Origin of the sequence: Pseudomonas sp. SbOxS1, from assembly GCF_013416725.1 — a bacterium.
Lineage (GTDB): Bacteria > Pseudomonadota > Gammaproteobacteria > Pseudomonadales > Pseudomonadaceae > Aquipseudomonas.
In genome coordinates this window covers 1-18813 of the sequence record NZ_JAAVXC010000056.1, presented here as the reverse complement: position 1 = coordinate 18813, position 18813 = coordinate 1, and the positions used below count along the sequence as shown (strand labels likewise).

Here is an 18813-nt window from a genome sequence, read left to right as displayed (position 1 = left end):
TTAACGGGGCACCCAAATCCAAAGCAAAGCGAGGCGGCCTTAAAGCCGACCTGACTTTTTACGGCTGTACCTGATCCCCTGTGGGAGCCAGCCTGCTGGCGATGGACGTCAACGATAACGCGCCCTGTCTGAAGGATCGCGTTGTCTGGTCGCTCATCGCCAGCAGGCTGGCTCCCACAGGGGAATGTGGATAAACCTGCAATCAGGTCGGCTTTAAGGCCGCCTCGTTTTTGCTTTTGCTTTTGCTTTTGATTTTCTTGCCCCATCGAGAGGCCGAGTGGAGGTTCTGCGCAGTGGGTAAACNNCCGCGCTGGGCCAGGGATGGCCCATCGCGGCGACCCACGGAGCAGGACCGGAGCGAGGGTACCCCGAGCCTTAGCGAGGCACCGAACGCCAGGGTCAAGAGCCCTTGGTTACTTGGGGCTCTTCCAAGTGACTCGCTGTAAGAGCGAAACCATAGGTGGCCGTTACCGCAGGAATGGATATGTACTCAGTCAACAAAATCCCCATTGGCCGTCAGGCCGCCTTCGCGGGCAAGCCTCGCTCCTACAATGGGTCGGGTACATCCGGGAGAGATTGGTCGTCTGCCAGACCCGAATCCAGCCTCAGACCCCAATATTCGAAGAAGCAGGCAACCGAACCCCATTGCGCACTTCCCTGGCCGTACACCCAAAGTGCTGGCGAAAGCTTCGGGTAAATTGCGCCTGATCGCTGAAGCCCCAGCGCATGGCCAGTTCGCCAATAGACAGGTGGCAGTTGGGATCACGCAGGCCTCTGTTGACCGCCTCAAGGCGGCGCAGGCGAATCCATTCCCCGAGGCTGTAGGGCGTGCTGCTGAAGAGCTTATGCACATAACGCACGGACAGCCCACAGGCCTCGGCGATCATTGGCGGCGCCAGGTCGGGATTGCCCAGTTGCTGGTCGACGTAATGCTCAATGCGTTGCAAATGCAGGGCGGCCAGGTTCGAGCTTTCGCTGCTGAGCACCCGCTCATCGTCACGCAATGCCATCAACAATGTCGAAAGAGCCTGCTCCAGCAGCATGTGCCGGGCGGGCGCGTCGCATTCGTCGAAACGTGCGGCGCACATCGCCAGTTGGTCGACAAAGACCCGTCCGAGTGCGCGCCTGGCGTCGAAGCACAGGCGGGTGTAGCGCTCGGCGCCGCGCAGTTGGCCGTGCAGCGCGCGTTCGGGGAGCTTGAACACCCACAGATCGTTGTCGCTGGCATAGTGAAAGCGGTAGGGCGCGTCGCCCCGTTCGAAAATGAAGCCACCGGGCTGGCAATGCAGGGCGCGGCCGCCCTGTTCGAAATGCACTTCGCTGCGCCGCGGTACGGTGACGAGGTAGCAGGCTTCGCGGTCTTCACTGACCTGGGCTTTGCTGCGCGAATAGCCCAGTTGACTGGAGCGCAAGCGTGAAAGGGTCAGGGCGGTGCTGCCAGTTTCCCAGATCTGCAGGCTGCCACTGAAAGGGCGGTCGGGCGCGAACTCCAGGGACAGCGGAAAATAGGCACTGCCAATGGCCTGGGCCCAGAGCGGCTGGCGTTGATTGTCTGGCCAGGAGCGGGTGGAGAGTTTGTAGGCCATGGCTGCCCTCGTATCATTTTTATTATGAGGACGGTGCCGACGCTAAAAAGCCGCCGGCACCGTTGGGTTGCCATCATTTGCCAATGCTTACGGGCGGTCAATCACCGGGTGTCAGCCGGTAGGTGGCCGATGGTGCGAGCGTGGCCTGCCAGCCAGGGGGGACGACGATGTTGGTGGTCGACTCTTCGATCACGCACGGGCCTTTTACCGTTTGCCCCGATTGCAAGCGGTCACCGTTGTACACCGGCGTTTGCTGCCAGGACGACTGGGCGCTGAACAGCATCGAGCGATGATCGCTGGCCTTGGGCGCGACATCCTCGGCAGCGGGCGGAAGTTCCGGCATGGGCGGACGTTGCAGGCGCGCGATCACCGAGCATTCGAGGTTCACCAGTTCTGCCGGGCTTTGCGGTTCGCTGTAGGAGAACAGCGCCTTGTGCCGGGTGTGGAACGCCTCACGCAAGGCGACCAGGCCCGCCTGATCCAGCTGATCGCAGGCCAGCTCCACGCTGCATTCGTGGATCTGCCCGAGGTAGCGGATTTCCAGGTTGTACAGGCACTCGACATTATTGCCAGCGCCGAAGCCATCGTCGCGCAGGTTGTTCATGCCGCGCTCGCGCAGGTCACGCAGGGTCTGGTTGAGCAATGGCAGGTCGACCAGTTCGTCGTCGAGGCGCATCGGCAGCGTGGTCAATTGGTCGTAGCGGATATCGGAAAGAATCTGCCCGTAGGCGCACAGCCCGGAAGCCACTTTCGGGATCAGCACCACCTTGCTGCCGATTTCCTCGGCCAGGCGCATGACGTGCATGCCCGCTGCACCGCCCGCGCCGATCAGGGCAAAGTCCCGTGGGTCATACCCGCGCTCGACCGACACTCGGCGAATGCCGCTGACCATGTTCAGGTTGACCAGAGTGATGATGCCGAGCGCGGCGTGTTCGACGCTGATGCCCAGGGGCTCGGCGATCTTGCTGCGGATCGCGTCGACGGCGGCCTGGCGGTTGAGCCGGATGCTACCGCCCAACAGTGCGCCGTCGGCCAGGTAACCCAGGGCCAGGTTGGCGTCGGTGACGGTTGGCTCGGTGCCGCCCTTGCCGTAGCACACCGGTCCCGGGTTGGCGCCGGCACTGCGCGGGCCGACCTGGAGCATGCCGAAGTCGTCGAGATAGGCGATCGAGCCACCGCCGGCGCCGAGGGTTTCGACCTGGATCATCGGCACGCCGATGCGATAGCGCAGGAAGTCAGTGTCCTTGCTGAAGTTGGTGCGCCCTGACTTGCTCAAGGTGATGTCGAACGAGGTGCCGCCCATGTCCACGGTGATCACGTTGTCGATGCCAAACGGCTGCGCCACGCACAACCCGGCTTGCGGCGCGGACGCTGGCCCTGAGTTGATCGCATTCACCGCGCGTTCACGCATCACCACGCCGGGCGCCAGGCCACCGTTGGATTGGAAGTAGCGGGTGGGCTGCTGCGCGCCGAGCTCCTCGAACAAGGCGTCGATGCGTTCGATGTAGCGGCCCATGACCGGGCTCAGGTACGCGTTGACCACGGTGGTCGAGGTGCGGGTGTATTCGCGGATTTGCGGGAACACTTCGTTGCCGGTGCAGACGAACACACCCGGCAATGCCGCGCGCACCATTTCGGCGGCGCGTTGCTCGTGGCTCGGATTGCGCACCGACCAGACAAACGAAATGGCCACGGCCTTGACGTCCTGTTCGCGAAAATATTCGATCGCTTCAGCTATCGCGTTTTCGTCGAGCGCGGCGTATTCGCTGCCATCACTGATGATCCTGCCGCCGATGGGCCGCCGCAGATGACGCGGCACCAGCATGTAGGCCGGCGGGTAACTGGCATCGTAGCGATGGCCGTCTTCCTTGTGGCCCAGGCGGATTTCCAGGCTGTCCTCATGCCCTTCGGTGCACAACAGGCCAACCTTGACTCCGGTTTTCTCGATCAGCGCGTTGAGGGCCACCGTGGTGCCGTTGATGCACAGGTCGCAGTCGCCGATGATCTCGGCCGGGGTGCGGCCGATGGCATCGGCGATTTGCGCCAGCCCGTTGCGGATGGCGAGGGTGCCGTCCTGTGGCGTTGATGGCGCCTTGAACAGCTGCACGTTGCCGCTGCGATCGGCCAGGATGAAATCGGTGAAGGTGCCGCCGGCGTCGATGCCCAGGCGATATTGTTGCTTGCTCATGATCAGGGATTCCAGATTGCTCAAAGGGGCCGGATTAAAGCGTTGCGCGCAGGGCGCTGGTCGCGGCGTCGTCGACCTGGCCGTTGCCGTCGATCACCACGCCGTACTCCAGGCGGGCGCCTTCGCGGGATACCAGGCCGTTGCGCACGTCGTCGACCACGCTGGCGACCGGGCGGCGCAGGGGGTTGCCATAGCCACCACCGCCAGGGTTGACGTTGATCACCCGTTCGCCTGGTTGCGCGGTGAGCTGCGCGTTGTAGATGAAGGACTGTTCCTCACCGTCGAGCTTGCGGTGAATCAAGCGGCCCAGCTTCGGTTCGAGCAGGACGTTGTTGGCGCCCGCGGCACCCGAGGTCGGCAGTTGCCGGCCCTCGCCAAAACCGACCACGGTCATGGCATGGTTCAGCGGTTCGATTTCAATGCGCGTCCCCGAGCCGCCGCGAAATTCGCCAGCACCACCGCTGTCGGTCATCAGGCTGTAGCGATGGACGAGGATCGGATAGGCGTACTCCAGCAACTCGATATCACCGGACATCAGCGCGCCGAAACAACACAGCGGACCGCACGCCGGCCAGCCGTCCATGGCCTTGTTCGCACCGGCACCGGAAATGATCGAGGCGAGCACCATGGTCACGTATTCGTCGTTGCCATTGCGCGGATCATGGCCGGCGATGTTGATCCCGCTGGCGTGCCCCCAGGAGGCGGTGACACGATCGGGGGCCGCTTGCTCCAGGGCCTGGCGCACCGCGTCGGCCAGGGTTTCCATCGGTGTGGTGGTGCTGTTGACGTGGGGCGCCGGCTCCTGGGCGTTGCACAAGGTGCCCGGCGGGCCGAGGTCGACGGACACGCAGCGGTACAGCCCTTCGTTGTACGGAGGGGGGACCTGGGCAAACATCATCAGCCCCAGGTAAACCCCGGACACCGAGTTACCGGCGTAGGAGTTGATGAAGTACGGCACCTGCGGCGGGCTTTCGATCAGGATGTGCGCCTCGTCGCCGCGAATTTCCACCTGCGCGGTGATCGACAGCTCACCCAGCCCATGGCCGGAGTCTTCCAGCACGGCGGTGCCGCTGTAGAGGCCATCCGGTACGTCTCGCAGCAAGGCCCGCATGTGCCGGTCCGCCATGTCCTTCAATTCGGCGATGCAGGCGCGCACCTGTTCCACGCCATACCGATCGAGCAGTTCCAGCAAGTGCCGTTCGCCGACATTGCAGGCGCCGTACTGGGCGTTGAGATCGCCTTCCTGATAGGCCCGGGCGCGCATGTTGGTCAGCAGCAGGTTGATCACGTCTTCGCGGCGCTTGCCTTGGGACCAGAGCTTGACCGGCGGGATACGCAAGCCTTCGGCGTAGATTTCCTTGGCATCCGGGTTGTAGCCGGCGGGCACCGGTCCGCCGATGTCGGTCAGGTGACCTTTGCAGACCGCCCAGAACACCAGCTCGCCTTTGTAGAACACCGGTTTGTACATGCAGCAGTCGAGAATATGGCTGCCCATGTAGGCGGGGTCATTGTGATAAATCACATCGCCTTCCTGGACGTCGTCGCCGAAGAAACCGGCCACGCATTTCATCGCCGGGATCAGCGATCCAAGGTGAATCGGGATGTCCTGGCCTTGCAGGATCATTTCCGGAAGGTGATCGAAGAGGGCGTTGGAGTAGTCGTGGGCCAGGTTGAAAACGCTTGAACGACCGGTTTTCTCAAGGGTGATGGTCATTTCCCGTTGCGCGGTCTCGAGCGCGCCGCGCACGACTGCCAGGGTGATCGGATCTACTGTGCTCATGGGTCACCAGAAATCTTGTTGTTATCCAGGTGGAGGTCAGGACGAACGTCTAACCCACGACACAAAACTACGCGCTCGAACCAGGGGCTGGCTTGGCGCAAAGTGCACTGGTTTTTGATTGTCAGTGCACTTGGGAAGGCGGTCTTACAGCCGATCAATCTCTCGCGGCTGTACTCGATCTACTGTAGGAGCCCGGCTTGCCGGCGAAGGCGGCCTGACAGCCGACCAGGATGTTGTTGACTTTGTACATATCCATTCCTGCGGTAACGGCCACCTATGGTTTCGCTCTTACAGCGACTCACTTTTTCAAACGCCAAAAAGTAAGCAAAAGGCTTTGCCCCACCACTTGGTGCCTCGCTAGGGCTCGGCATGCCGTAACGAAGGCATTGCTCCGTGGGTCGCCGCGATGGGCCATCCTTGGCCCAGCGCGGCTAAACCGGCGTCCTGCCGGTTTACCCACTGCGCAATGCCTGCGTTCGGCCATCGTGGTTAACGGGGCACCCCAGATCAAAAACAAAAGCGAGGCGGCCTTAAAGCCGACCTGACTTTTACGGCTGTACCTGATTCCCTGTGGGAGCCAGCCTGCTGGCGATGGATGTCAACGATAACGCGCCCTGTCTGAAGGATCGCGTTGTCTGGACGCTCATCGCCAGCAGGCTGGCTCCCACAGGGGAATGTGGACAAACCTGCAATCAGGTCGGCTTTAAGGCCGCCTCGCTTTTACTTTTGCTTTTGCTTTTGCTTTTGCTTTTGCTTTGGCTTTTGATTTTCTTGCCCCCTCGAGAGGCCGAGTGGAGGTTCTGCGCAGTGGGTAAACCGGCAAGGATGCCGGTTTAGCCGCGCTGGGCCATGGATGGCCCATCGCGGCGACCCACGGAGCAGGACCGGAGCGAGGGTATGCCGAGCCTTAGCGAGGCACCGAACGCCAGGGGCAAGAGCCCTTGGTTACTTGGGGCTCTTCCAAGTGACTCGCTGTAAGAGCGAAACCATAAGCAGCCGTTACCGCAGGAACGGATATGTACACCTGAAAGACAATCATCGAATGTCAGGACGCCTTCGCCGGCAAGCCGGGCTCCTACAGTAGAACGGGTACAGCCGCGAGCGATTGGTCGGCTGCCAGCCCCTATCGCAGGGCCTCAAAGATGATCCGCATCGATTACCGCCTTGGCAAACGCCTGCGGATCTTCCTGCGGCAGGTTGTGGCCGATGCCGCCGCTGATCAGGCGGAATTCGTATTTGCCGGTAAAGCGCTTGGCGTAATCCTCGGGGGCCGGGTGCGGCGCGCCGTTGGCATCGCCCTCCAGAGTGATGGTCGGCACGCTGATGGAAGGCGCGGTGGCCAGTTTCTGCTCCAGCGCTTCGTACCGGCTCTCGCCCTGGACCAGGCCCAGGCGCCAGCGGTAGTTGAACACGGTGATGTCGACGTGGTCGGGGTTTTCCAGCGCCTTGGCGCTGCGGTCGAAGGTGGCGTCATCGAAGGCCCATTTTGGCGAGGCCGTTTGCCAGATCAGCTTGGCGAAGTCATGGGTGTTTTTCTCGTAGCCGGCGCGGCCGCGGTCGGTGGCGAAGTAGAACTGGTACCACCACTGCAGCTCGGCCTTGGGCGGCAGCGGGTTCTTGCCGGCGGCCTGGTTGCCGATCAGGTAGCCACTGACCGAGACCAGTGCCTTGACCCGCTCTGGCCACAGTGCCGAAACGATGTCGGCGGAACGTGCGCCCCAATCATAGCCACCGAGCACGGCTTGCTTGATCTTCAGGGCGTCCATGAAGTCGATGACGTCGCTGGCCAGCGCGGCCGGCTGGCCGTTGCGCAGGGTCTTGTCGGAGAGAAAGTGCGTGTCGCCGTAGCCTCGCGCATAGGGCATCAACACGCGATAACCCTTGGCCGCCAACAAGGGCGCGACCTCGTCATAGCTGTGGATGTCGTACGGCCAGCCATGCAGCAGGATCACCACCGGACCATCGGCCGGGCCCGTTTCGGCGTATGCCACGTTCAGCAGGCCGGCGTTGACATGCTTGAGCGGACCGAACGCCGAAGTGGCCGCCTGCGTGGCACCCGCCGCTGTTGCGCCAGGCTGCGCGGTAGCGGACGTTTGCCCGTGGGCGGCACCCAGCACGCCGAACAGACTCAGCGCGAGGATCGAAGCGCTGATCAGACTGCGACGGGGTTTACCGGTGTTGTCGTTCTGCTGTGCCATCTTCATCGTGATGCTCCTTTGCAAGCCGCTGGCCAGGGGATCCGGCCGATCCCCTTCAAACCCTGCCTGCATTTGAGCGCGGTGACGTATCTGGCCTGTGTCGAAGAGCGGGACCGGTGCAAGCACCTGTATCCCGCCGTTGTCCAGATACACAGTGATACACAGCGTCGGATCAGGCCTGCGCTGCACTCACCTGGCCGCTGGCCGTGGACTTCCTGCGCACCGATTGATACAGCAGGCTGGACACCATGAAGCCAATGATCGCCAACCCGCTCATCAGGCTGAATACATAGTTATAGCCCTGTTGGCCGGGGAAGTGGTCGAGGATGGCGCCGTAGATCACGTAGGCGAACATGCCCGGTGCATAGCCGATCAGGCAGCCGATGCCGAAGGCCGAGCCGGTGATGTGCTGGGGAATGCCGACTTCACCCATGGGTGCCCAGAACACGCCGCGCATGGAGAACACGATCAGCGCGAAGGACAGGGTGGCGGCCATGCCGGCATAGATGAAGCCCGGGCTCTTGGGAATCAGCAGGATGACGCCCATCAGCGGCAGCAGCGCCAGGAAGGCCCACTTCAGGTAGCGGCTGGTGCTCTTGAAATGCTTGTCGGCGATGAAACCGCCGGCAGGGCCGCCGAGGATCTTCAGGAAGTACTGGTTGATGATGCCGTAGGCGCCCACCAGTGCCACGGGCAGGCCGTACATTTCCTTGAGGTAGGGAATGAAGTAGGTCAGGCCGCAGTAGACGATGTAGACCATGAACACATTGAGGCTGACCAGCCAGATGCCCGGCACCTTGATCGCTTCGAACAGGTTGGCCAGGCCGTTGCCGGGTTTGGCGGTCGTCTGTGTGCCACCGCTCTTGAGCAGGAACCAGGTCAGGGTCCCGGCGAGGATGTCGATCACCGAGTAGAACAGGATCGCCGACTTCAGGCCGGCTTCGCCCGAACCCATGGCGACGAACACGCCCAGCGCGCAGAAGGCCACCAGGGTATCGACGACGCCACGTCCGCCTTCCAGCAGGCCGAACAACCGGCCCTGTTCCTGATCGTCGCCCAGGTTGCGGATGGCCTTGAGCAACGAGGGCCAGAAGATGCAGTCGGCACACACCGCCAGCAGGCTGAACACAATCAGCAGGTTGCTGAAGGGTGGAAAGGTGGCCAGGTACAGCCCCAGGCTGCCGGTTCCGATCAGGCCGATGGGGATCAGCTTGCGGGTGTCGTAGCGATCGGCGAGCATTCCGCCGACCACGAACAACGCAGTGGCGATGATCGCGTTGGCGCTCAGCAGCAGGCCGATTTCAGTGTGGCTCAAGCCCATGAATTCTTGCATGGGCACATAGAAGGCGTCCTTGAGGTTGGCCAGTTTGTAGATGGTGCCGCCACCGAGGATGAGTATCAGGAATCTGAGCCATTTGGCCTTGTTTTGCGTTGTCATTATTGTTCTCCGGGCGTAATCGGTTCGTAGCGTCGGGTTCAGGCTTGAGGACTGTGAGCAAGGGTCAGTTCGGCCAGGGTGCGCAACTCGGCCAGCACGCCGCGCACGTAGGCAACCTGGTTGTTCGCCCAGCGGTGTTCGTCGGCCAGCATTCGTTCCAGCGAGAAGCCGTCGGGCAGTGGCGTGTCACTCATTTCCCGATAGGCGATGAAGGGGTCAGCCGCCTCGACGGTCTGGCGGAACGCCGGGGCCACGTAGTGGTTTTCCTGCTCGAGGATGAAGGCGATCACCTGCGGGCTCGTGTCGCCCAGCATCAACAGCTCGAACAGCAGGCGGGCACTGGGCAGGTGGTCTTCGGCGCTGCCCTGCAGCACGCCGTAGTGCCCGAAGCCGTTTTGTTCGGGGACCACGCGCACGCCCTTGAGGTGCGCCTGGCGGATGTGCGGCGCCAGGTTACGCAGCGCCTGCAGGGGTTGTTCGCAGGCATTGATCATGTTGCCGAAATCAAACAGGGCATGCAGGCGAGGGTGGTCGAGGCGGTTCAGCAGTTGCGCGATCTCGTCGCTCTTGAGCTCTTCATGCTGCTCGAAGTCGAAGTACAGGTCGTGCGCGTCTGCCTGCTGCGCCAGGTAGCGCAGGTCGGTTTCGATCAGGTCCATGACCCGCGACAGCGTTCCCTCGTAGCGCGAGTAGACGCGGATGTTGCGCACGCCCAGGGCCAGGGCGATGGCGATCACCTGGTCGACATCTTTTTTGCGCGTGCTGCTGATTTCCAGATGCACGTCCAGTCCCAGGGCACGGGCCTTGTCGGCAAACACCTGCAGTTGCGCAGGCGTCATCTGGCTCAGGCTGTTGGCCTCGCCGTCGAGCAAGTGCAGGCTCAGGCCTTGCAGCTCGTGGCGATAGGCGAAGTCGAGCAGGTCGGCGGGGGTGACGCGACCGTGGGTGAGGTTGGTCAGCAGCGGGTAGGCGTGGGCAAACAGGCGCAGTTGCGCCAGTCGTTCGAGCAACTGCCGGGCCAGTGCGTCAGTCAGCACGGGTGCCGTGCCGTCCTCGACCACGTTGTGGCAAAGCAAGGCGTTGAATCGTTCCTGGATCTTATTGTTCATTCGAGTCGTTCCTGGTTCAGACACGGGTCTTGCGACGCAGCCTTTATCGCGCCAGCCAGGAACTCTCGATAGATCCATTATCAGTTAATTGTTAAGACCACTTGCCGTGCTTCAAGTGGTTTGCGTCAGGCAGCCCATGGCGTCCAGGGCTCGGGCCAGCGCCTCGACGCGTTCCCGCGCCTGGTGTTCGGGGGTGCCGGCAAAACCGATCAGCAGGGCGGGCGGCAGGACGTGCCCGATGCAGTAGTCGGAGAGGGCGTAGGTGTGGATGTTGTGTCGCGCCAGCTGCTTGGCAATCGCGTCGTCATCGAGCTTGGGGGGAAGCCAGGCGATCAGGTGCATGCCGGCGTCGACCGGGGTGATCCGCAAGAACCCGCCGAGCTGTTGTTGCAGCTGCTCGAGCAGGGCCTGCTGGCGAGCCTGGTACAGTGCGCGCAGGCGGCGGATGTGCCCCAGGAAGTGGCCTTCGCCCATGAAGTCCGCCGTCGTCGCCTGCAGCAGGGTGGGCGGGCTGCGATCCATGACCGCGCGCAAGGTGCAGAAGGGCTCGACCAGGGCCTGGGGCAATATCACGTAGCCCAGTCGCAGTGAGGGAAACAGCACTTTGCTGAACGTCCCGACGTAGATCACCCGTGCCATCTGGTCCATGGCATAGAGCGCGGGAAGGAGGCGGCCGCTGTAGCGCAGTTCACTGTCGCAATCGTCCTCGATGATCCAGCTCTGCTGGCGTGCAGCCCAATCGATCAGTGCCTGGCGTCGTGCATAACTGAGGGTCACGCCCAGCGGATGCTGGCGCGAGGGCGTGGTGAACACCAGCCGCGCATCAGGGCATTGGGCCAGGCCTTGCTCGACATCGATCCCCTGTTCATCGACAGGCAGCGGCACCACCTGCGCGCCTTGGGCCTGCAAGGCGATGCGTGCCGCGATGTGCCCCGGGTCCTCCATCCACACGCGGTCCTGCGGGTTGAGCAGCAGCATGCCCAGCAGGTTGAAGGCTTGCTGCGCGCCGGAAACGATCACCACTTGCCCGGCATCACAGTCGATGCCCCTGGCGTCGAAGACGTACTCGGCAATGGCCGTGCGCAACGCCTGCAAGCCTTGCAGTTCACCGTAACCGAGCATGGCCTTGGTCGGCTTGAGCAGGTGACGGTTCATCAGGCGCCGCCAGATCGTGTGCGGGAACGCGTCGTAGGTGCTGTGGCTGGGCAGGAAGGAGGTCGGAGTCGCCGGGTCCCAGTCGGCATAGGACACCCCGCGAAAATGATCGCTGCGCAGCGACAGCATCGACTGGCTCAGGTCGGACAGGCGAGGGGGCTGGCGTGCCTGCCCGTCGTCGACAGCCGTGCGGTGTTCCCATTCGGTGCCGACGTAGGTGCCGGCACCGGTGCGCGAGGCCAGGAAACCCTCGGCGATCAACTGATCGAAGGCATTGAGGATGGTGATCCGCGACAACCCCAGTTCCTTGCTCAAGGTGCGGGTCGATGGCAGGCGCACGCCGCCCTGGATCCGCCCGCCGAGGATCTGTTTGCGAATCTGCAAATACAGTTGGCGGTACAAGGGGATGGCGCTGGCACGGTCGAGCTCGATGGCCGACAGCAACAAACCTGCGGGGGATTTCATGAAGCGCTCGTCTGGACGGTGTGTCGTGGTGTGAAGGGTAGCGAGCGGCACCGGATAAGTCATCCACCGCCGTGAACCCCACGGCGAGCGCTGTCATGAAATGAAAAGCCATTGTCGTCTGATGAGAAGCGGCTCAACAGGCAGCGTCCTACAGTCCAATCAGCGCAAATCGACGCAACAGCCAATATTGCAGACTGGAGAATAAGAAAAATGGCCAAGGCCGTACGCTTCTACGAAACCGGTGGTCCCGAAGTCCTTCGTTATGAGGATGTCGAAGTCGGCGACCCGGGTCCCGGCCAGGTTCGCCTGCGTCATGTGGCGGTCGGCCTGAACTATGCCGACACCTACTTTCGCAACGGCACCTACCCGATCCCGATGCCCAATGGCATGGGGGTCGAGGCCTCCGGTGTGGTCCAGGCCATCGGCGAAGGGGTGACCAACGTCCAGGTGGGGGACCGCGTCACCTATACCGGTTTCCTCAACACCCTGGGTGCCTACAGCACCGAGCGGCTGATCGCGGCCGCGCCGCTGATCAAACTGCCGGAAACCATCAGCTTCGAAGCGGCAGCGGCCATGACCATGCGCGGCCTGACGTCTTCGTACCTGATGCGCCGCATCTACGATTTCAAGGAAGGCGACAGCATCCTGCTGCACGCCGCCGCCGGTGGCGTCGGCCTGATCGTTTCGCAATGGGCCAAATTGCTCGGCCTGAACGTGATCGGCACGGTCTCGACCGAGGAAAAAGCCGAAATCGCCCGGGCCCACGGTTGCGACCATACGATCAATTACAGCCATGAAGACGTCGCCGCACGCGTTCGCGAATTGACCGACGGTGTCGGCGTCAACGTGGTGTTCGACAGCGTCGGCAAGAACACCTTCATGGGTTCGCTGGATTCGTTGAAACCCCGTGGCCTGATGGTCTGCGTGGGAACCGCCTCCGGACCGATCCCGGCGTTCGACCCGGTGCTGCTGGCGATGAAAGGTTCGCTGTTCCTGACCCGTCCGGCCCTGGCCAACTACATCGCCGACCCTGCGGAAAAAGCCGCCCTGGCCGGTGAGTTGTTCGACCACGTCGGCAGCGGCCGGATCAAGATCGAGATCAACCAGCACTACGCCTTGCAGGATGCGGTGCAGGCTCATCGCGACCTTGAGTCGCGCAAGACCACTGGTTCATCGATTTTCGTCATTTAAGGAGCAGCCAGCCATGAAAGTCGAACAATTGACCTGCAGCATCGGCGCCGAACTGATCGGCGTGAACCTCGCCGACGCGGTGCATGATGACGGTCTGTTTGCCGAGATTCGTGCCCAGTTGCTCAAGCACCGGGTGGTGTTCCTGCGCGACCAGGACATCACGCGCGCCGAACACGTGGCCTTCGCCCGACGCTTCGGCGAGCTGGAGGACCATCCGGTGGCCGGCAGCGATCCGGAGCACCCAGGACTGGTGCGCATCTACAAGAACCCGGACCAGCCGATGGACCGCTACGAAAACGCCTGGCACACCGATGCGACCTGGCGCGATGCGCCGCCGATGGGTTGCGTGCTGCGCTGCGTGGAGTGTCCACCGGTGGGCGGCGACACCATGTGGGCCAACATGGTCCAGGCCTATGCGAACTTGCCGGAAGACGTAAAGGTCAAGATCGCCGACCTGCGCGCCCGCCACAGCATCGAAGCGAGCTTCGGTGCCGCCATGCCGATTGAAAAACGCCTGGCGCTCAAGGCGATGTACCCGGACGCCGAACACCCGGTGGTACGCACTCACCCGGAAACCGGCGAGAAGGTGCTGTTCGTCAACGCTTTCACCACCCATTTCAGCAACTACCACACCGCTGAACGGGTGCGCTTCGGCCAGGACGCCAACCCGGGCGCGAGCGAGTTGCTGCGCTACCTGATCAGCCAGGCGTACATCCCCGAGTATCAAGTGCGCTGGCGCTGGAAGCCCAACAGCATCGCCATCTGGGACAACCGCAGTACCCAGCACTACGCCGTAATGGACTACCCGCCGTGCCATCGCAAGATGGAGCGCGCCGGGATCATCGGCGACAAGACCTACTGATCGACCCTCTCTGCATACGCACTCGTAGACACGCCTGCCCGGTACGAACCCGGGTGGGCGGGACAAACATAAGAAATGGAGTAAACCATGCAATTCTTCGACGATTCCCTGCACCCCGAAAACATGGAAAAAGTGGTCATCACCGTGGCCCCGTATGGCCCGGAATGGATGCCTGAAGACTTCCCTGAAGACATCCCGTTGACCATGGACGAGCAAGTCCAGAAAGCGGTCGATTGCTATGAAGCCGGCGCCACGGTCCTGCACCTGCATGTGCGTGAACTGGACGGCAAGGGCTCCAAGCGCCTGTCCAAGTTCAACGAGCTGATCGCCGGTGTACGCGAAGCCGTGCCGGACATGATCATCCAGGTCGGTGGCTCGATTTCCTTCGCCCCGGAAAGCGATGGCGAAGCCGCCAAGTGGCTGTCCGACGATACCCGCCACATGCTGGCCGAGCTGACGCCAAAACCGGATCAGGTCACGGTGGCGATCAACACCACCCAGATGAACATCATGGAGTTGCTGTACCCGGAATACCTGGAAGGCACTTCCCTGGCCAACCCACTGGTCCAGGCGGCCTACAGCGAAATGACCGTGCCGGCAGGTCCAGCCTGGGTTGCCGAGCACCTCAAGCGCCTGATGGACAACGGCATCCAGCCGCACTTCCAGCTGACCGGCATTCATGCCTACGAAACCCTGGAGCGCCTGGTACGCAAGGGCATCTACAAGGGCCCGATGAACCTGACCTGGATCGGCATCGGCGGTGGTTTCGACGGTCCGAACCCGTTCAACTTCTTCAACTTCATCCACCGTGTTCCGGACGGCTGCACCCTGACCTCCGAATCGCTGCTCAAGAACGTGCTGCCGTTCAACACCATGGCGATGTCCATGGGGCTGCACCCGCGTGTTGGCAACGAAGACACTATCATTGATCACAAGGGCGAGCGTTTCGGCTCGGTTGCGCAGATCAAGCAAACCGTACGGATTGCCCACGAACTGGGTCGCGAAATCGCCACTGGCAAAGAAGCCCGTGAGATCTATCGCATCGGTGTGCAGTACGACAGCATCGAAGAAACCCTGTTGGCCAACGGCATGTCCCCCAACCGCAAGGCTGGGCAGAAGGGTGTGCCGCAACGCGGCTGACCCGTGGTGCGCACGAGAGGCCGTGACCTCTCGTGCGCACTGCAAAACGCTTGATAACAAAAATAAATAAAAGCTTTGAGGAGGCTGCATGGCCTTTCACCCAATCGCCGACGATGACGACGCTGGTGGCGTCAACGTTGCGCGTAAATATGCCTGGATTGTTTTTGCACTGACGTTCGGCCTGTTGATTTCCGATTACATGTCACGCCAGGTGCTGAATGCGGTATTCCCGCTGCTCAAGAGCGAGTGGGCCCTGAGCGACGGCCAGCTTGGCCTGCTCAGCGGCATTGTCGCGCTGATGGTCGGTTTGCTGACGTTTCCGCTGTCGCTGATGGCTGACCGCTTTGGTCGGGTCAAGAGCCTGGCACTGATGGCGATGCTATGGAGCGTGGCCACCCTGGGTTGTGCGTTGGCGCAGGATTATCAGCAAATGTTCATCGCACGCTTCATGGTTGGCGTCGGCGAAGCGGCCTACGGCAGCGTCGGCATCGCGGTGGTGATTTCGGTGTTTCCGAAACACATGCGCGCTACCCTGGCCAGCGCCTTCATGGCGGGCGGCATGTTCGGTTCGGTGTTGGGTATGGCGTTGGGCGGTGCCATCGCCGCCAAGCTCGGCTGGCGCTGGTCGTTCGCCGGCATGGCGCTGTTCGGCCTGCTGCTGGCAATCCTGTATCCGATCATCGTCAAGGAAGCGCGCATCGCACCGCAGCGGGTCGCCAAGGTTGTCGCGGGGGCCAAGCGCCCGCTGCGTACGCTGTGGTCCAGCCGTTCGGTGGTGGCAACTTACGTCGCCAGCGGTTTGCAGCTGTTTGTCGGTGGCACGGTGATGGTGTGGATTCCCAGCTACCTCAATCGCTACTACGACATGCCCACGGACAAGGCTGGCGGCATGGCCGCGATCATCGTGTTGTGCAGCGGTGCGGGGATGATTGTGTGCGGCATGCTCAGCGATCGGCTGTGTCGCAACTCGCCGGAACGCAAGGTCAGCCTGGCCATCGCTTTTTGCCTGGGCAGCTGCCTGCTGCTGTCGGCAGCGTTTGCACTGACGGCAGGACCTTTGCAACTGGCACTGATCTGCCTGGGCATGCTGATTGCCACCGGTACCACCGGCCCCGCTGGCGCGATGGTTGCCAACCTGACGCATTACTCGGTCCATGGCACGGCCTTCGCCACGCTGACATTGGCCAATAACATGCTGGGACTGGCGCCGGGGCCGTTCATCACCGGAAGGGTGTCGGACCTGATCGGCCTGCATGCCGCTTTCCAGTTGGTGCCACTGGTCAGCCTGGCGGCAGCGGCCGTGTTCTTTTACGCCAAGTGTCATTACCACAAAGATATTGCCCGTCTTCAGGGTCAGAGCGTGCCTGACCCCGTCAGCCAAGCCGGGTTAGAGGTGAAGTTGTGAGTCGTCGTCTACAGATTGATGTGTTTTTCGATTTTATCTGCCCCTGGTGCCTGATCGGCAAACGCCAACTGGAGCATGCGCAGGTACAGTTTCGCAATCGCCATCCGGACGTGCAGATCAGCACGCAGTGGCATGGCGTGCAGTTACTGCCGCAATTGCCGTTGGAAGGTGAGCCCTTCGCCGATTTCTACCGCAAGCGCCTGGGCAATGCCGATGCCATGACCATGCGTCAGGCCCAGGTACAAAAGGCTGCGGCGGCGGTTGGACTGACCATCGACCTCAGCGACATCGAGACGATGCCCAACACCGCGGACGCCCATCGCCTGTTCGAGCGGGTCAGCGCGCTGGGCAATGCTGCCCAGCGTGAAATGTTGCTCGAGCGGATGTTCGCTGCTTATTTCCGCAAACGCGAAAATCTTGGTTGCCGCGAGACCTTGCTCGCCATTGCCCGCTCCTGCGGCGTCGATACCGACGCCGTGCTCGATTGCCTGAAGGGCGACGCCACGCCATTTGCAGGATCCCCCGGCGCGACCAGTGGCGTGCCGAGTTTCCAGTTTGACGGTCGCCTGACGGTGATCGGTGCCCAACCTGCCCAGGCGCTGCTGGCGGCCATGAACCAAGCACTCAAGGACAGTGAGTGCGAGCGGCAGCCGGCATGACCCGGCGCATTCCCGTACCTGCCGGCAAACACCCGCAGGCCGGTGGCCGTGCGCTGTTCGAGTTCGAAGACAAGAGCCTGGCGTTGTTCAACGTCGACGGGCAACTGTTCGCCATCGACGACAGTTGCCCGCACCAGGGCGCCTCGCTGTGTGGCGGGCGTCTCGACGGGCGGGTGATTCAATGTTGCGCCCATGGTTTGCGCTTCGATCTGCACAGCGGTTACCTGCTCAATTCCAGGCAGGTCAAGGTCAACAACTACCCGGTCGAGATCATCGACGGCCAGGCGTTCATCGTCATTGTTCCTGAGGAGTCCGCGCCATGAGCGCCATCGCCCTTACCCGTATCCATAGCCGCACGCGCGAACTGGCCCCGGGGTTTATCGTCAGCCTGATCGTGGCCGCCGCCGCGTCGTTCCTGTCCGAGCACTACGGTGCGCCCGTCATGCTGTTTGCCCTGCTGCTGGGCATGGCCCTGAATTTCCTCTCCGGTGATGGCGCCTGCAAGGCCGGCATCGAGTTCACCGCGCGCACCGTGTTGCGCATCGGCGTGGCGCTGCTGGGCATGCGCATCACCCTCGAACAGATGGCGGCGCTGGGCTGGAAGCCTGTGGCCCTGGTGGTGATCCTGGTAGTGGTGACCATCGGCGTGTCGGTGATCGCAGCCAAGGCGCTGGGCTTTCAGCGCTTGTTCGGCATGCTCACCGGTGGCGCCACCGCGATCTGTGGTGCATCGGCCGCGCTGGCGCTGGCGGCTGCGCTGCCCAATCACCCGCAGAAAGAACGCGCGACCCTGTTCACGGTGATCGGCGTCTCGGCACTGTCGACGATGGCAATGATCGTTTACCCGATGATCGCCAACTGGCTGCAACTGTCGCCGCAGGTGGCCGGGGTGTTTCTCGGGGCGACCATCCACGACGTGGCCCAGGTGGTTGGCGCCGGCTACAGCATGTCCACCGAGACCGGTGACACGGCTACGGTGGTCAAGCTGATGCGGGTCGCCATGCTGCTGCCGGTGATCGTCACCGCCGCAATGATCACCCGCATGCAGGGCGCCGATCCGACCGGCAAGCGTCCACCGTTGCTGCCGTGGTTCGCCGTGGGTTTCCTCATTCTGGCGTGCATCAACAGTACCGGGTGGATAGCCCCGGTGGTGCAGGGTTCGGTCAATGAACTGTCGCGCTGGTGCCTGGTGGTGTCCATCAGTGCCCTGGGGATGAAGACCCAGCTCAAGGAGCTGGCCGCGGTGGGCATCAAGCCGATCCTGCTGATGGTGGGGGAGACGGTGTTCCTCGTCGTGCTGGTGCTGTTGTTGCTGCACTGGGGGCTTTGACGCCCGACGCATAAGCTTTCTGGCAGGGGACTGCACCGTGGTTGGCTCCTAGCTGCGGTGGTGTTCTCGACCGGTGTGGACAGCACCGGTTTTTCACGGCGACTGTACCAGCAGTCGCCGTTTTTTTTGTCCGGTGCGTCTGTGGGAGGTTGTTGTCGGGGGATTGTTGTCTGAGTACATATCCATTGCTGCGGTAACGGCTACTTATGGTTTCGCCCTTACGGCGACTCCCTTTTTCAAACGCCAAAAAGGAAGCAAAAGGCTTTGCCCCACCACTCGGTGCCTCGCTAGGGCTCGGCATGCCCTC

At 62.4% G+C, this 18813-nt stretch carries 14 protein-coding genes; 7 read left to right on the top strand and 7 right to left on the bottom strand.

All coding sequences use genetic code 11. From position 1 onward, the window contains the following. Nucleotides 1–605: 605 nt before the first annotated feature. The 7 genes from HFK74_RS31905 to HFK74_RS31875 form a co-directional block, all read right to left on the bottom strand. Nucleotides 606–1586 (bottom strand): helix-turn-helix domain-containing protein, encoded by a 981-nt coding sequence (locus HFK74_RS31905; protein WP_180207023.1) that lies wholly within the window; start codon nt 1584–1586, stop codon nt 606–608. 97 nt (nt 1587–1683) lie between these two features. Further along, the gene (locus HFK74_RS31900; protein ID WP_180207022.1) at nt 1684–3774 is read right to left on the bottom strand and encodes a hydantoinase/oxoprolinase family protein; all 2091 of its coding nucleotides are present in this window, start codon (nt 3772–3774) and stop codon (nt 1684–1686) included. Between the two features lie 34 nt (nt 3775–3808). Next, on the bottom strand, nt 3809–5554 hold the full coding sequence (locus tag HFK74_RS31895; RefSeq protein WP_180207020.1) for a hydantoinase B/oxoprolinase family protein: 1746 nt from the start codon (nt 5552–5554) through the stop codon (nt 3809–3811). A 1136-nt stretch (nt 5555–6690) separates the two neighbouring features. Next, the gene (locus HFK74_RS31890; protein WP_180207018.1) at nt 6691–7758 is read right to left on the bottom strand and encodes an alpha/beta fold hydrolase; all 1068 of its coding nucleotides are present in this window, start codon (nt 7756–7758) and stop codon (nt 6691–6693) included. 166 nt (nt 7759–7924) lie between these two features. Further along, a complete protein-coding gene (locus HFK74_RS31885) occupies nt 7925–9190 on the bottom strand; it encodes an MFS transporter (RefSeq protein WP_180207016.1) in 1266 nt (421 codons plus the stop codon). Nucleotides 9191–9228: 38 nt separating this feature from the next. After that, entirely contained in the window at nt 9229–10299 is a 1071-nt protein-coding gene (locus tag HFK74_RS31880; protein ID WP_180207015.1) for a sugar phosphate isomerase/epimerase, read from the bottom strand. A gap of 111 nt (nt 10300–10410) precedes the next feature. Continuing rightward, nucleotides 10411–11919, bottom strand: coding sequence for a PLP-dependent aminotransferase family protein (locus HFK74_RS31875; RefSeq protein WP_180207013.1), 1509 nt, complete (start codon nt 11917–11919; stop codon nt 10411–10413). A 210-nt stretch (nt 11920–12129) separates the two neighbouring features. On the opposite strand from HFK74_RS31875, the gene HFK74_RS31870 reads away from it, so the two are divergent. The 7 genes from HFK74_RS31870 (at nt 12130) to HFK74_RS31840 (ending at nt 18506) form a co-directional block, all read left to right on the top strand. Further along, the gene (locus HFK74_RS31870) at nt 12130–13110 is read left to right on the top strand and encodes a quinone oxidoreductase (protein WP_180207011.1); all 981 of its coding nucleotides are present in this window, start codon (nt 12130–12132) and stop codon (nt 13108–13110) included. A gap of 13 nt (nt 13111–13123) precedes the next feature. Next, the gene (locus HFK74_RS31865) at nt 13124–13972 is read left to right on the top strand and encodes a TauD/TfdA family dioxygenase (protein ID WP_180207010.1); all 849 of its coding nucleotides are present in this window, start codon (nt 13124–13126) and stop codon (nt 13970–13972) included. 87 nt (nt 13973–14059) lie between these two features. After that, complete coding sequence (locus HFK74_RS31860) at nt 14060–15112, top strand: 3-keto-5-aminohexanoate cleavage protein (RefSeq protein ID WP_180207009.1); 1053 nt, start codon at nt 14060–14062, stop codon at nt 15110–15112. A gap of 88 nt (nt 15113–15200) precedes the next feature. Further along, nucleotides 15201–16517 (top strand): MFS transporter, encoded by a 1317-nt coding sequence (locus HFK74_RS31855; protein ID WP_180207007.1) that lies wholly within the window; start codon nt 15201–15203, stop codon nt 16515–16517. Then, the gene (locus HFK74_RS31850) at nt 16514–17176 is read left to right on the top strand and encodes a DsbA family protein (RefSeq protein ID WP_180207005.1); all 663 of its coding nucleotides are present in this window, start codon (nt 16514–16516) and stop codon (nt 17174–17176) included. Before HFK74_RS31855 ends, HFK74_RS31850 begins: the two co-directional genes overlap by 4 nt. Next, complete coding sequence (locus tag HFK74_RS31845) at nt 17173–17499, top strand: Rieske 2Fe-2S domain-containing protein (RefSeq protein ID WP_180207025.1); 327 nt, start codon at nt 17173–17175, stop codon at nt 17497–17499. Before HFK74_RS31850 ends, HFK74_RS31845 begins: the two co-directional genes overlap by 4 nt. After that, nucleotides 17496–18506 carry a YeiH family protein gene (locus tag HFK74_RS31840; protein ID WP_180207003.1) on the top strand — a complete coding sequence of 337 codons (1011 nt, stop codon included), beginning with the start codon at nt 17496–17498 and terminating at the stop codon, nt 18504–18506. Before HFK74_RS31845 ends, HFK74_RS31840 begins: the two co-directional genes overlap by 4 nt. The last annotated feature ends 307 nt before the right edge of the window (nt 18507–18813 follow it).

Coding starts and splice junctions, on each gene's coding strand:
- HFK74_RS31905 (WP_180207023.1), bottom strand. CDS start 1,586: ATGGCCTACAAACTCTCCACCCGCTCCTGGCCAGACAATCAACGCCAG.
- HFK74_RS31900 (WP_180207022.1), bottom strand. CDS start 3,774: ATGAGCAAGCAACAATATCGCCTGGGCATCGACGCCGGCGGCACCTTC.
- HFK74_RS31895 (WP_180207020.1), bottom strand. CDS start 5,554: ATGAGCACAGTAGATCCGATCACCCTGGCAGTCGTGCGCGGCGCGCTC.
- HFK74_RS31890 (WP_180207018.1), bottom strand. CDS start 7,758: ATGAAGATGGCACAGCAGAACGACAACACCGGTAAACCCCGTCGCAGT.
- HFK74_RS31885 (WP_180207016.1), bottom strand. CDS start 9,190: ATGACAACGCAAAACAAGGCCAAATGGCTCAGATTCCTGATACTCATC.
- HFK74_RS31880 (WP_180207015.1), bottom strand. CDS start 10,299: ATGAACAATAAGATCCAGGAACGATTCAACGCCTTGCTTTGCCACAAC.
- HFK74_RS31875 (WP_180207013.1), bottom strand. CDS start 11,919: ATGAAATCCCCCGCAGGTTTGTTGCTGTCGGCCATCGAGCTCGACCGT.
- HFK74_RS31870 (WP_180207011.1), top strand. CDS start 12,130: ATGGCCAAGGCCGTACGCTTCTACGAAACCGGTGGTCCCGAAGTCCTT.
- HFK74_RS31865 (WP_180207010.1), top strand. CDS start 13,124: ATGAAAGTCGAACAATTGACCTGCAGCATCGGCGCCGAACTGATCGGC.
- HFK74_RS31860 (WP_180207009.1), top strand. CDS start 14,060: ATGCAATTCTTCGACGATTCCCTGCACCCCGAAAACATGGAAAAAGTG.
- HFK74_RS31855 (WP_180207007.1), top strand. CDS start 15,201: ATGGCCTTTCACCCAATCGCCGACGATGACGACGCTGGTGGCGTCAAC.
- HFK74_RS31845 (WP_180207025.1), top strand. CDS start 17,173: ATGACCCGGCGCATTCCCGTACCTGCCGGCAAACACCCGCAGGCCGGT.
- HFK74_RS31840 (WP_180207003.1), top strand. CDS start 17,496: ATGAGCGCCATCGCCCTTACCCGTATCCATAGCCGCACGCGCGAACTG.